This window comes from Anabaena sp. CA = ATCC 33047 (assembly GCF_963870205.1).
Taxonomy (GTDB): Bacteria; Cyanobacteriota; Cyanobacteriia; order Cyanobacteriales; family Nostocaceae; genus Trichormus.
In genome coordinates this window covers 45,158-58,720 of sequence record NZ_CAWMSA010000024.1, presented here as the reverse complement: position 1 = coordinate 58,720, position 13,563 = coordinate 45,158, and the positions used below count along the sequence as shown (strand labels likewise).

Genomic DNA, 13,563 nt, shown 5'->3' with positions numbered 1-13,563 from the left:
ACCAAGAACACTGACAACTAACAAGTAACACAAGAGAGAGACACAAAATGCTCAAGTTCCTCAAACAAGTTGGTGATTACGCCAAAGAAGCAGTACAAGCCGGACGTTACATTGGTCAAGGGCTATCTGTCACTTTCGACCACATGCGTCGCCGTCCTGTCACCGTGCAGTACCCTTATGAAAAACTGATTCCTGGTGAACGGTTTCGCGGTCGGATTCATTATGAATTTGATAAATGTATCGCCTGTGAAGTTTGTGTGCGGGTTTGTCCGATTAACCTACCTGTAGTTGATTGGGAATTCGACAGAGCTACCAAAAAGAAAAAGCTCAAACACTACAGCATCGATTTCGGTGTTTGTATTTTCTGCGGTAACTGTGTGGAATATTGCCCAACTAACTGTCTATCAATGACAGAAGAATATGAGCTAGCCGCTTACGATCGCCATGAACTCAACTATGATAGTGTGGCATTAGGTCGTATGCCTTATAAAGTCACAAATGACCCAATGGTGACACCACTACGCGAACTGGTTTATCTACCAAAAGGCGTTCTGGAACCCCACGGTGTACCCGCCGATGCACCTCGTGCTGGGGCGCGTCCAGAAGACTTAGTAGAACAAGTAGAAAAGTAAGCCTCATTAGTCATTTGTCCTTTGCTAACGACTAATGACCCTTACGGGTTCGCCAGTCGCTCATGGGGGAAACCCCCAAGACCGCGCTGGCTCACTAATGACTACAGATCATTGACTGAGGACAAAAAACAGTGAATCTAGCGGAAGGAGTACAGGTTGTTACCTTTGGCATATTGGCAGTAATGATGATTGGTGCAGCCCTGGGTGTGGTGTTAGCATCGAGCATCGTTTATTCTGCCTTTCTGTTGGGTGGTGTATTCATCAGCATCGCCGGAATGTACCTGTTATTAAATGGTGATTTTGTCGCTGCCGCCCAAGTGTTAATTTATGTCGGGGCGGTCAACGTGCTGATTTTGTTCGCTATTATGTTGGTGAACAAGCGGCAGGATTTTACCCCCTTTCCCAGTGCGGGAGTACGGAAAATTTTGACTGCGATCGTCGCTGTCGGATTGTTCGCCCTGTTAAGTACGATGGTATTAGCCACCCCTTGGGCTTACTCAACTACTCCTGTGCCGGGAGAAAGTTCCATCGTGTTAATCGGTCAACATTTCTTCACCGACTTTTTATTACCTTTTGAACTGGCTTCTGTATTATTACTGATGGCAATGGTAGGAGCGATTATTTTGGCACGTCGTGAGTATCTGCCAGAAGTCACCCCTTCAGACTTGCCTCAAACTGTGTTGACCTTACCCGAACGCCCCAGAGAACTGGTAGGTGCTGGTAGCGAAACCAAAGAGTAAATACAAGCCAAATATTTCACAAGGGATAGAATAACTAATGCAACTCCAGTATTTTTTATTACTTGCAGCAGCTTTATTCTGCATCGGAATTTATGGCTTAATTACTAGCCGCAATGCTGTAAGAGTGTTGATGTCAATCGAGTTACTGCTGAATGCTGTTAATCTGAATTTAATGGCATTTTCCAACTTTCTTGACTCAACATTAATTAAGGGTCAGGTTTTCACCGTGTTTGTGATTACCGTGGCAGCTGCTGAAGCGGCGGTTGGTTTAGCGATTGTGCTTGCCATTTATCGCAACCGTGATACCGTCGATATGGAGCAGTTTAATCTCCTGAAGTGGTAATTGCGTGTGCAACTCAAGCAGGTAATCATTGCTTATAAAGCGCGAGATTCCCAGAGCAAACGCTGGGCTGAAATTTGCGCTAAACAACTGGAAAATCGCAATTGTCAGGTCTTAATGGGGCCTAGCGGGCCAAAAGATAACCCTTATCCCGTGTTTTTGGCTTCCGCCGGGCAACCCATTGATTTGGCAATTGTACTCGGTGGTGATGGCACTGTCTTAACCAGTGCCAGACATTTAGCAGCAGCTGGTATTCCCATTCTAGGGGTGAATGTCGGTGGTCATCTGGGTTTTTTAACTGAATCAGTCGAAGAATTTCAAGATACAGAGAAAGTTTGGGATCGGCTATTTGAAGACCGCTATGCTATTCAAAGGCGGATGATGTTGCAAGCGGCGGTGTATGAAGGACATCGCACGAATTTGGAACCTGTCACTGAACGCTTTCTGGGATTGAATGAATTTTGTGTCAAACCCGCTTCTGCTGACCGCATGATCACCTCTATCCTAGAAATGGAAATTGATGGCGAAGTGGTAGATCAATATGTGGGTGATGGCTTGATTGTTTCCACTCCCACAGGTTCAACAGGTTATACTGTTTCTGCTAATGGCCCGATCATGCACGATGGTATGGAAGCCATCACCATCACGCCTATTTGTCCGATGAGTCTGTCTAGTCGTCCTCTAGTTTTACCCGCAGGTTCTGTTGTGAGTATCTGGCCTTTGGGTGACTATGATTTGAGTACGAAATTATGGATGGATGGGGTGTTGGCGACTTCAATTTGGCCTGCACATCGTGTTGATATCCGCATGGCTGACTGTCGGGCTAAGTTTATTGTTTTACGAGAAAACAATTCCTATTATCAGACGCTACGGGAAAAATTACTCTGGGCTGGTACTAGGGTTCGCTACACTGATAATCACCGAAATTGATTGATGTTTCAGATACATTTTGATGATAATTCTCATCAATCAGTAATAGGTAATTCTTGTTATAACCAGATACCCGACTTCTTTGAGAAGTCGGGTATCTATTACATAGTCACTAATAATTAATTTTGAATTTGGAATGAGAGAATTTTGAATTGGTATACTGCGTGAGTTGCTGGCAAATGTCAAGCAAATTTAATATTAGGCTAATTCTGTATCTTATTGCCAGATTTTTAGGAAAGTTTACCCAATAATAGAAGCACACTAATATCTTTCAATCTGGTTGAGCAATTTGTTCTCAATAACTGTGTAAATAACGCTTTGATACGTTAATATATCAAATCCTCTATTTGTATAGTTAATCAAGCTAGAAACTTAAAATATGTTCACAAATTTAAGTTGGAAGACAGATGGAAATTTCTTACCGCAACATCAACCCCCCTCTTAGTCCTCCTTCTGACATCAAAGATTTTCCCACTCTAGAAACCGACAGGTATATCCTCAAACTGGCGACAAATGCCGAAGAATTAGCTTCTATTTTTGGCTTACGGTTTCAAGTGTTTAACCTAGAACTAGGTTTGGGATTTTCAAATTCTCAGCTTACCCAAATGGATCAAGATGAGTTTGATCAAGTTTGCCATCACTTGATGCTAATTTGCAGAAAAACTGGTCAAACGATTGGAACTTATAGGATGCAAACTTATAAAATGGCATCTCAAGGTTTAGGCTTTGATGCTGCTGATATATTTAATCTTAACACAATTCCTGACACAATTTTGCAGTCATCTATAGAAGTTGGGCGTGCTTGCATAGCTAAAGAATATCGCAATATTCAAGCTCTATTATTACTGTGGGAAGGGTTAGCTAATTATTTGATATGGAGTGGAAACAAATATTTTTTTGGTTGTGTTTCCTTACTCACACAATGCGCTGGGGAAGCAGCTTGTGCCTATAATTATTTTCGACAGCATGATTTGATGCACAAGAGTATTTTAGTTTATCCAAATTCACAATATTCTGTGAATATAAGTCACAATTTAGCTGATAAATGCCATCATCTGGAAATCCCTAATATTATGAAGGCATATTTAAGTATTGGTGCTAAAATATGTAGTTTACCAGCAATTGATAAACAGTTTAAGACGATAGATTTTTTAACTATATCTCATATTCAAGAGTTTACTAGATGGCATTGCACTCGGTAATAGTTGTGTGTAACTACAGAAATAGTTGTGAATAATGTTAGTAGAAACGTTACCATGCAACGTCTCTACAGATGGGAAATTAATGACTTACTTCATTGGCGATAATGCCAATTAAATTTAACTGATTCAAAATTTCTACAGCCTGAGTGACTTCATTTTGAGTTACCCAACCAATGCGTCCTACCATCATAATGCCATTGCACAAGGATGCAATAATTCGAGAATCAACATTACCTAAAATTGGTGGAGCATCTATCAGCACTAAGTCGTAGTTTTGCTCGAAGATGTCGATGAGTTCTTTGAGACGGGGAGAACTGAGCAGTTTTATGGGGTCTTCTGGTATAGGGCCACCAGTTAAAATGTCAATTGAGGGATGAATGGGTTGAATGTAATCTTGGATGTTGGTATCGGTTTCATCAACTAATAGTAGAGATAGTCCCCATTCGTTGGATAGTTGCAAAATTTTGTGTAGTTTAGGCGATCGCAGGTTAGCATCAATTAATAATACCCGTTGGTGCATGTGCGCCGCACTCGCCGCTAACCCTAACGCTAACGTTGTCTTTCCTTCCCCTGCGATCGCAGAAGTTACCATCAAAGAATTAAAGGGAAAAGGATACTTTAAGATTTGTGTATTTTGGTAGACCATATCTAAAGTTTCATGGCAAGGTAGCCAAGAACTGTTTTCTACCAAAGAAGGTGCTGCTTTCCGTCGCCAATTCAGAGCCAAACTAGGAAGCCGCTTTTCCATCGCATTCGCTGCTAGCTTGGGTATAGAACCAAGTAATCTTAGGTGTGTGACTCTTTGCAAATCCTGTGCAGAATGTATGACACGATGACGCATTCCCCAAATTAAAGCGATCGCAATCCCCAATATAGGCCCGATAACTATACCCCCAGCCATCAGCAACAGTCTGTAGTTACCGTTATCACTTCCCAGGGTTGGTGCTTCTACAATTTCCCAATTCCAGCCTCCCTGAGTAATTTTCCATCCTAAAGAATTTTGTGCTTGCAGCATTTGTTCTAATGCTTTGCGATGAGTTTCCACCTCTGGAAGTAGGCGTTGATATTCTGCTATCAAACTGGGGTATTTCTTTAAATCTGCACGAATTCGCTGTTCTGACTCTACCAAACTCTTTTCTTTAGCTGTTAGCCCCAAAGCAGTTGTCTGCAACTGAATTAACTCCTCTGCTAGCTGCGGTTGCACTCCTACTAGCTGTTCTCTGGTTAATGCTGCTTCTTCTTGAGCATTTGCACTCAATTGCTTGACTTCTTGTTGCAATAGTTCTAATTGGTTCTCACGTTGTTGCTTGAGACTGACAATGATAGGAGAATTATCTGTGTAGCGTAGCTGTTCTTTAGCTAAAGCTTGTTCAGTTTTTTGAATTTCACTCAACAGGATTTGGTAGCGAGTTGATTCCCTCAAACGAGAAGCATTAACTGCTGACTGGCTGGAAGCAGCAATTTTTTTCTCTAAATTTTTGTAGCGCGTTTGTACATCTTGCAATTGTGCGCGAGTAGTTTGGATTTCGTTTTGAATATTACCTAGAGATTTGACGAGAACTTGACTTTCTAGTTGAGGATTTAATGAGTTGTGTTTTTTCAGAAAATTCTCTAATTTACTTTCAGATTGTTGCAACTGTTTTTTAATTCCTGGTAGACGCTCATTAATCAAGGCTAATCCTTTATTCAATCGCTCTTGTTTTTGCTCGATATTGTAGTCAATATAAACCTTTTGTAAAGCTAATAATACCTTGTAAGCTTTAACTGGGTCATGATTGATGAATGAAATCTCAAAAACTGGACTTACCAATTGATTAGTTGCGTTTTTTTGGTCTAATTGAGTGACTTTTAAAGGAGCGTTTTGACTATCATTCCTCTTGCCTTTGATATCTTCTACAGTAATATTTGGATATTCTGCACGCAGTGAAACTACTGCTTGTTCGATTAACTTAGAACTAAGCATGAGGTTTTTTTGTGCGGTGTAATAATCAATAAATTTTCGGGCTGAGTCACCTGTTTTATTATCTGAACTATTCTCTAAACTATTCTCATCTGTCCCTTGGTTGGGTTGAGAACTGACTAAAATTTGCATATAGCTTTTGTAAGTCGGTTCAGTCATCAAAGCCAACAAACCAGTAATTGAAATGACTACAAAAGAAACTCCTAAGACTATAAAGCGTCGGCGGAGTAAAATTTTAGATATATGTCTAAATTTTGGATTTTTTTGTGAATATTCAGTTACAAAATTTTCTTCTTGGATACTGATGTTAGACATGAGTGAATACCTCAAATAACGCCACAGTGAATTTAAAGGTTTATCAAAAAATTCATTTGGCAGGGTTGATAGTTAAAACTAGGTCATTTTTCTAGATAAACATGCTTCAAAACATATATATTACGTACAACCTGACTTGAAAGCTTCTCCTTAATCCTTACAGTACAGAACAAGAATAACAGGAACTTTAATCTGATATGTTCTGAGTTTGAGAAGAGAAAATATATCAATTACCTTATGTGTTTATACTTCAGCACACCCTAAGTAGCAGCAAATAAATATCTAACTTGTGGATGAAATTCTTGATGATTTCACCCTGGTTCATTGTGAACATTAGTCTGCCTTAATTCTCTTGCCAAGTGTCAAGTTACGGCAAATTGAATTAAGAATATAGAGCCTAAACTGAGCCTAGAACTTATGTCAACTATATCTATGGAGTTTTCATATATCCTTAATTGGCAAAGATAGTGTCTTTTTTCATTTGTTTTTTGTGATGACTATAGTGATGAATATTGCTGAGTATATAGAAGATAATTAATGAACTTAGTGATTTTAATTTATTAATTACTGAGACTTAAAAAGATAATAATTATAATTTCTGTTGTTTTTAATACTGGATGAAAGTAATATCTAATCATGCAATTGCCTTCAGGCTTTAAATAATAATATTTTCCTGATTTCGGTCAATGCTAAAATAGTTACTCACAAATATTTCTAACTAGGTTTAAATTAATATTGAGCTAATTATGGTACTGTGAGTCAATATGCACATTCAGGTAAGATAGAAAAACCTAATATGTATAAGCTAATGGGAATTAATAAGTAATTACTTGCATAAAATGAGTAAATAATCGTGATTTTACTGATAATTTTCGTTGGGAAAATTTAAAATAGTGTGAAATTATTTTTGGTTGTCAGTTGACTTGAGATTTTTGTGCTAACTGAGGCAATGTAGTCAAGTTTAAGATGAAGCATGAAAATGTCCCCACCTTATCATCAGAGGATGTTAAAAAAGTATTGTGATTCACACCAAAGTCTGGGAAACCTCACCCCCCTAGCGAGAATAATATTTGAAGGGTAAAATAACTCTACATTTGTAAAGAGATATTGCTAGGTTGAGGGGTTTCTAGTATCCTGCACTTTCTCACATCCTCTGAGAAATTATATTTAGGGTGTCTGTGAAAATTAGCCAGTTGTGATGTAGCGGTGACAAAGTGCTGTAAATTGGTTGTGTCTGTGTAGAGTCAATCTACAGCACTTTTTCAACAACTGGCAATGGATCATGGAACTGGAAATATTACCATCATTGTGTCCCATGAATCCTGTTGATTTTTTTATTAAAATGGCAACAGCTTAATTTTAGTTGCCAAATTGCCAAAATCTTATGGCTGCGTACATTCAGCCGCTAGTTAGTATCTGAGTTGCTAATGGGAGCAACTTCCAATTTCAACTCTCAACTTGCACCATTCTCAATAAGCTTCAGGTGATGCACACCCAACAACGTAAAACGAAGGCTCTTAGCAGCAGACAAGCAATGCCCACCCTACAAAAATTATCATCTAGGAACTCTTGCAAGATGTGTGTCAAGATTACCGTTTTTTTAAGGCGATCGCAATCGAACCACCGACAACTAAACACGCACCCAACACCCCTAAAACTGTCAACCTTTCTGGAGGAATTAAACTCGGTGCAATTATAGATGTTAATTCTACTGATATTAAAGTTATAATTGGTGCTATAGCTAACACTGCGCTTACCCTTGAGGCTTCCCAATGTTCCAAGGATTCTGCAAATGCACCATAGGCAATCAGAGTATTTAAACCACAAAATAGTAATGTGAATAAATGAAAACTACTGAGTGTAAAAATTTTACTAACATTAGCCAAGGGTGTTAATAATATCGCACTTCCTCCATAAATCATCAACATAATATGAGCAGATGGTAGAGATTGTAATAACTGCTTTTGTGCTAAAGCGTAAATTGCCCAAACTGCTGCGCCTAAAACTAATAAAGCACTACCAAAAAGATAAATACCTTGGGAAGTAATTAAATTTGTGAATTGCGCCTGAAAAAATAAAATGTAACCGCAAGTTAAGACACCGACACCTAACCATTGTTGTAAGTTGTAACGCTCTTGGAAAATAACTAAACCACCCAAGCCTAACAACAGGGGAGCTAATTGAATAATTACTTCCGCGTTAGCAGGTGATGTTAAAGCTAAACCCTGCATAAACAAGAAGTAATTAGCTGCTAACATCAGAGTAGCGATCGCCAATAATTTCCCAGAGTTAGCACTTAACTGTCTTAACTTCGGTAAGTTACCACGCCAGCCTAAATACATAGCCAGCATGACAAACGACACCAAAAACCGAAACCAAATAATGGTGTAAACGTCTAAAGATTGCAAAACTACCTTGAGGGCGATAGGTAAAATACCCCACAAGAATACTGTTAACAATGATAACGCCAGCCCTAAACGCCAGCGACCAGAACTATGGTGCATAGTTTAAAATTCAAAATTCAAAATACCCTACGGGAAGGCAAGCCTACAAAATTCAAAAAGAATTCTTGGGTACTGTTGACGGTTGACTGGGTAAAAGTTATTCTTCCTCCGCTCCCTCATCTCCCAGTACCCAGTACCCAGTACCCAGTACCCAATTAAAAGAAATCAGCCATCCAAGGGGATGCACCAGCAAAGATTTGTGTAGCGGTGGAGAGTGCTGTTGCTGTTGCATCTAGTTTCCCTGTTAACTGTAATTGATGGGGTGTCAATAAACTGCTGTATAAAGATGCTAATCCGCTAATGTCTAACTTGAACTCTCCTTTACCGCCCTGAGTCACTTCACCCCGACCATTGGCAACAGATAAAATAAACTTACCGTGGTTAGCGGTTAATAAATCATCTTGTACATCTAAATGTAATTCGGCGGTAATTCCTTCGGGATAACCCCGCGCTTCTAGTGCTTTGCATACATCAACTATTCTTAACATCCAACGCGCCTGTTGCTGGATTTTAGCTGATTGCTCTGGTAACAGCAATGTGAGAGCATCGACTATGGAACTTTTCCAATGTACTTGATCAATTTGAGAACGATGTTTAGCGAGAAACGCCCAGAAACTTTGTGCAGCAGCACTCGATAGAATTGTCCAATCTCTAATGTTCAAGATAGAGCCTTCTTTTGCTCTTTCTTGAGTAAAAATAATATAACCTTGGGGTTTGTCTGTTTCACCAATCAAATAAGTGTAAACAGTTGTAGGTTCATCAGTGTGAATAATTCCATTCCAAATTGCGGGATGTCTGTCTAAATATCCATGAGTGAGTTTGGCTTGCTGTTGATATAAAGCTTGACAAATTTCCTGATTTGTGCAATCAAAAGGTTGTACAGGTAAAGGTTGGGCGTGTATTTGAATACTTGCGGTGGAAATTTCCCAAGTGCAGTAGCTTCCGGCTTGTTCATATCCGGCTTTGCGGTATAGGCGTTGCGTAGCGGGATAGAGAACGGAAATTGGTACTTGCTGGGCGTGGATGTCTTGGAGGGCGTGTTGAATTAATGCGATCGCCGCACCATCACCGCGATATTCTGGAGCAATACCCACAGCCGCAATACCCGCCATCGGTACACGTTCACCACCCCACCACTGAGCCATCGGGATAATAGCCAGTCCCCCAGCTACTTGTTGCTCTCGATAGATGACGCGAAAGTTTTCTAAACCAATACGTTTAGCATAAATCGCACTGTCACCAGATGGCATGATAAAGCACTGTTCGAGGATAGCTCCCAATTTTGGAATATCCTCTTGCTCGGCTCTGGTGTATTTGAATTGAGGTGTCATAGCCTCTACCTGTAGTAGCACGAATTTACATCATACTACAATATTGGGGAATGGGTACTGGGTATTGGGGACTGGGAAGCAGGGGGAGTGGAGGAAGAATAACTTTTACCCAGTCAACCGTCAACAGTACCCAGGAATTCTTTTTGAATTTTGTAGGCTTGCCTTCCCGTAGGGTATTTTGAATTTTGAATTGATTTGTCCCCCTCATCCCCCCATTTATACACCCAATCAGCAACGCTATTAACCTGAATGGGCTTGAAGTGACGCAAGTGTTATGTAAAAATTGGGTTCTTTCGCATCTGAGGAATTGAGACATGGCGCGTCTAGCACTGCTGAGTGTATCTAACAAAACTGGTTTAATTGACCTAGCCCGTAGCTTGGTGGAAGAATTTGCATTTGATTTAATCAGCAGTGGGGGAACAGCCCAAGCCCTCAAGGATGCAGGAATACCAGTCACCAAGGTGTCTGATTACACAGGTTCACCAGAAATCTTAGGGGGACGGGTGAAAACTCTACATCCGCGCATTCATGGCGGGATTTTAGCACGGCGGGATGTACCTCAAGATATTACGGATTTGGAAAATAACCAAATTCGCCCGATTGATTTGGTGGTGGTGAATTTGTATCCATTTGAGCAGACTATTGCTAAACCAGGGGTGACATTAGCTGAAGCTGTGGAACAAATTGATATTGGTGGCCCCGCAATGTTACGGGCTTCATCAAAGAATTTTGCTCATCTGACGGTATTATGTGACCCGGCGCAGTATGATGAATATTTACAGGAATTACGCCAAAATAACGGCGAAGCATCTTTAGAATTTCGCCAAAAGGCGGCTTTAAAAGGATTCTTACATACAGCGAGTTATGATCAAGCGATCGCATCCTACCTAGCTCAACAATCTCAGGAATCCCTACCCCAACAATACAATCTCACTGGCACACAATTACAATCTCTGCGTTACGGTGAAAACCCCCATCAACCTGCGGCTTGGTATCAAACCGGGACTACTCCCACAGGATGGGCTGCGGCTACGAAATTGCAAGGTAAAGAACTCAGTTACAACAATTTAGTTGATTTAGAAGCTGCCCGTCGCATTATTGCCGAATTTCCCGATACACCGGCCGCTACCATCATTAAACATACTAATCCCTGCGGTACAGCTATAGGTAATACCCTGGTGGAAGCTTACCAAAAAGCTTTTAATGCTGATTCTGTTTCGGCTTTTGGGGGAATTGTCGCCCTCAACCGTTCCATTGATGCCGCTACCGCCAGTGAGTTAACTAAGACATTTTTAGAATGTGTGGTTGCGCCTAGTTGTGATGCGGAAGCGCAAAAAATTCTCTCGAAAAAGTCCAACGTGCGAGTTTTAACTTTAGCAGATTTAAGCACTGGCCCGAAAACATTAGTTAAACAAATTGCTGGGGGTTTTCTCGTCCAAGCTGCCGATGATGCGATCGCTGATGCTAGTAAATGGCAAGTTGTCACCGACCGTCAACCCACACCGGATGAATTAGCCGAAATGCTGTTTGCTTGGAAGGTGTGCAAACACGTTAAATCTAATGCCATTGTAATTACAAGCGATCGCACAACACTAGGTGTAGGTGCTGGTCAAATGAATCGCGTCGGTTCAGTCAAAATCGCCCTAGAACAAGCCGCAGACAAAGCCAAAGGCGCAACACTCGCCAGTGACGGCTTCTTCCCCTTTGATGATTCTGTCAGAACCGCCGCCGCCGCCGGAATTACAGCGATTGTCCAACCAGGGGGAAGTTTACGTGATCAAGATTCCATCAAAGCCGCCAATGAACTAGGTTTAGTCATGGTGTTGACTGGTGTCCGTCACTTCTTACATTAAATTTTTCCAGACTTAGGCAACTGGCACATTAGTAGAGTGCGTCAGATGGGGAAAATCTGGGATTTTTTACCCAATTATCGCTTCTGACGCACCCTACACTTGCTAGTGCAGTTTGCAAACTGTCACTTACCAGACTAGCGATTGGATCGAACCAATGATATTGTCTAGTTGTGTGTGAGGAGCAAGTTAAAACTAAAAAGCGTCTGGGGTGGAAACACGGCAACACTCCCAGACGCTTTTTAATTGAAGTATTGCCTGTCGAGTCTTGTAGGGTGCGTCAGACTGCTGAAATGCTGTGAATAATGAGATTTTTAATATCTGACGCACCCTACTAATATGCCAGTGACTTGACACTCCTCAGCCTAAAGGCATGAGGATTCTTGCTTCGCTTCGCGACGCTAGCGCGAACAAAGGGAGATCCAAACAACCGGACGAGTCGAAAAGTTCAGATTACTTTACCCTTAGCAAGCATACACCGTCTGCCCGGCGGCGTTTTCTGCCCATTGCGAGACAGGTTCCTCCCTTTCGGCGAGACTCTGCCTGTGTTGCAGGTATACTTATTTTATCAAAAGCCGTCCTAGAAGGATGGGGAACCTCAAACCCAAATCTTCGGTAAGTCCTGATCAAAATACTATTACCTGTCCAGTTGAGAAAGTGCCACACGATATACTTGTACTTCAAGACAATAAGTGATATTCTCCAGTTGTGTGTGAGGAGCAAGTTGAAATTAAAAAAGCGTCTGGGGTGGAAACACGGCAACACTCCCAGACGCTTTTTAATTGATGGAGAAAATACTATTGCCTGTCCAGTTGAAAAAGCGTCACACAATATACTTGCATTTAAAGAAAATAGGTGATATTCTCCAGTTGTGTGTGAGGAGCAAGTTGAAAGCAAAAAGCACTTGGGGTGGAAACACGGCAACACTCCCAGGTGCTTTTTAATTTTGGTTGTCTGCCTAGCTTTTGACAAAAGTCCACTCTAGTACCTTGATTGGTGCTTGTTGCAGAGCTTGATTCAGTTCCGTGCAACTCTCAAACTTGACTTGTTCTAAATTACAAGCCTCAATATTGACTGTAAATTTATCGTCTTCAAAAGGCCAAGGTTGCACAGTAATCAAGTTATCGCTACGCTGCATGATGTCATAGCGTTGACCGTCATGCCCTTTGCTAATTTCTAAAAACCTTTGGTCAGCAGGTAACTTTTTTTGACATAAGATTAAGGATAGGCGATCGCACCACTGCATAAACGCATAAGCTGCATCTACTTCTGCCGGCTGCAAGCCTAGTGCCTCGCGCCAACGTTGTTGGTTTTGCAGTTGTTCATCTAAAAATTGATTTAGTTCGGGAGACTCACCCCGTTTTGGTTCATTTAAACGGCTGAGGTGTTTGGAAATTAATAAAGCTACCCACCGCCCTCGATAACGAGCATTATTCACCAAATCAGCCAGTTTCTTCACTATTGTTTCTGTGTTCATCGTGAAGTCCCTTGGCGCACCCGCTTCAGTCAGATTATCTTCCTTCCACTCTTGTTCTAAATCATCGTGATGAGAAATAGCCGCGAGTGTTTCATACATCCGTGGCGGGGAATCTTTGCGTCGCCATTGTCCTGCTAATTGCGCTGCTAACAAAGCGTGGGCGCGATGGTATATCACTTCCCATCCATTTTGTGTTGCATTAACAATCACAAATTAATCTCCCGATTTTAAATAAGGGAATGGGGAATGGGAAAGAATTTCTACCTTGTCTACCCTGCTCCC

General features: G+C 41.1%; 10 protein-coding genes. 6 read left to right on the top strand and 4 right to left on the bottom strand.

The genetic code is table 11. The annotated features are described in order from the left end of the window. Positions 1–47 precede the first annotated feature (47 nt). From ndhI to AACS98_RS06320, 5 genes are all read left to right on the top strand, one after another. Positions 48–632 (top strand): NAD(P)H-quinone oxidoreductase subunit I, encoded by a 585-nt coding sequence (ndhI, locus tag AACS98_RS06340; RefSeq protein ID WP_066377462.1) that lies wholly within the window; start codon positions 48–50, stop codon positions 630–632. 131 nt (positions 633–763) lie between these two features. Beyond that, entirely contained in the window at positions 764–1,372 is a 609-nt protein-coding gene (locus AACS98_RS06335) for an NADH-quinone oxidoreductase subunit J (RefSeq protein ID WP_066377461.1), read from the top strand. A 37-nt stretch (positions 1,373–1,409) separates the two neighbouring features. Next, entirely contained in the window at positions 1,410–1,715 is a 306-nt protein-coding gene (gene nuoK, locus AACS98_RS06330) for an NADH-quinone oxidoreductase subunit NuoK (protein WP_006199065.1), read from the top strand. A 6-nt stretch (positions 1,716–1,721) separates the two neighbouring features. Continuing rightward, a complete protein-coding gene (locus AACS98_RS06325; protein ID WP_066377492.1) occupies positions 1,722–2,642 on the top strand; it encodes an NAD(+) kinase in 921 nt (306 codons plus the stop codon). Positions 2,643–3,049: 407 nt separating this feature from the next. Continuing rightward, positions 3,050–3,844 carry a GNAT family N-acetyltransferase gene (locus tag AACS98_RS06320; RefSeq protein ID WP_066377460.1) on the top strand — a complete coding sequence of 265 codons (795 nt, stop codon included), beginning with the start codon at positions 3,050–3,052 and terminating at the stop codon, positions 3,842–3,844. Positions 3,845–3,923: 79 nt separating this feature from the next. Here the strand turns inward: AACS98_RS06320 and AACS98_RS06315 are convergent, their stop codons facing one another. The 3 genes from AACS98_RS06315 to AACS98_RS06305 all read right to left on the bottom strand — a co-directional run bounded on the left by AACS98_RS06315 (position 3,924) and on the right by AACS98_RS06305 (position 9,954). Continuing rightward, the gene (locus AACS98_RS06315) at positions 3,924–6,119 is read right to left on the bottom strand and encodes a GumC family protein (protein ID WP_066377458.1); all 2,196 of its coding nucleotides are present in this window, start codon (positions 6,117–6,119) and stop codon (positions 3,924–3,926) included. Positions 6,120–7,708: 1,589 nt separating this feature from the next. Further along, positions 7,709–8,623 carry a DMT family transporter gene (locus AACS98_RS06310; RefSeq protein ID WP_066377454.1) on the bottom strand — a complete coding sequence of 305 codons (915 nt, stop codon included), beginning with the start codon at positions 8,621–8,623 and terminating at the stop codon, positions 7,709–7,711. 155 nt (positions 8,624–8,778) lie between these two features. Continuing rightward, a complete protein-coding gene (locus tag AACS98_RS06305) occupies positions 8,779–9,954 on the bottom strand; it encodes a GNAT family N-acetyltransferase (protein WP_066377448.1) in 1,176 nt (391 codons plus the stop codon). Between the two features lie 314 nt (positions 9,955–10,268). Between AACS98_RS06305 and purH the strand changes: the two genes are divergently transcribed. Then, complete coding sequence (gene purH, locus AACS98_RS06300) at positions 10,269–11,807, top strand: bifunctional phosphoribosylaminoimidazolecarboxamide formyltransferase/IMP cyclohydrolase (protein ID WP_066377445.1); 1,539 nt, start codon at positions 10,269–10,271, stop codon at positions 11,805–11,807. Between the two features lie 955 nt (positions 11,808–12,762). Here the strand turns inward: purH and AACS98_RS06295 are convergent. Further along, complete coding sequence (locus tag AACS98_RS06295; protein WP_066377443.1) at positions 12,763–13,491, bottom strand: DUF3891 family protein; 729 nt, start codon at positions 13,489–13,491, stop codon at positions 12,763–12,765. Between the last annotated feature and the right edge of the window lie 72 nt (positions 13,492–13,563).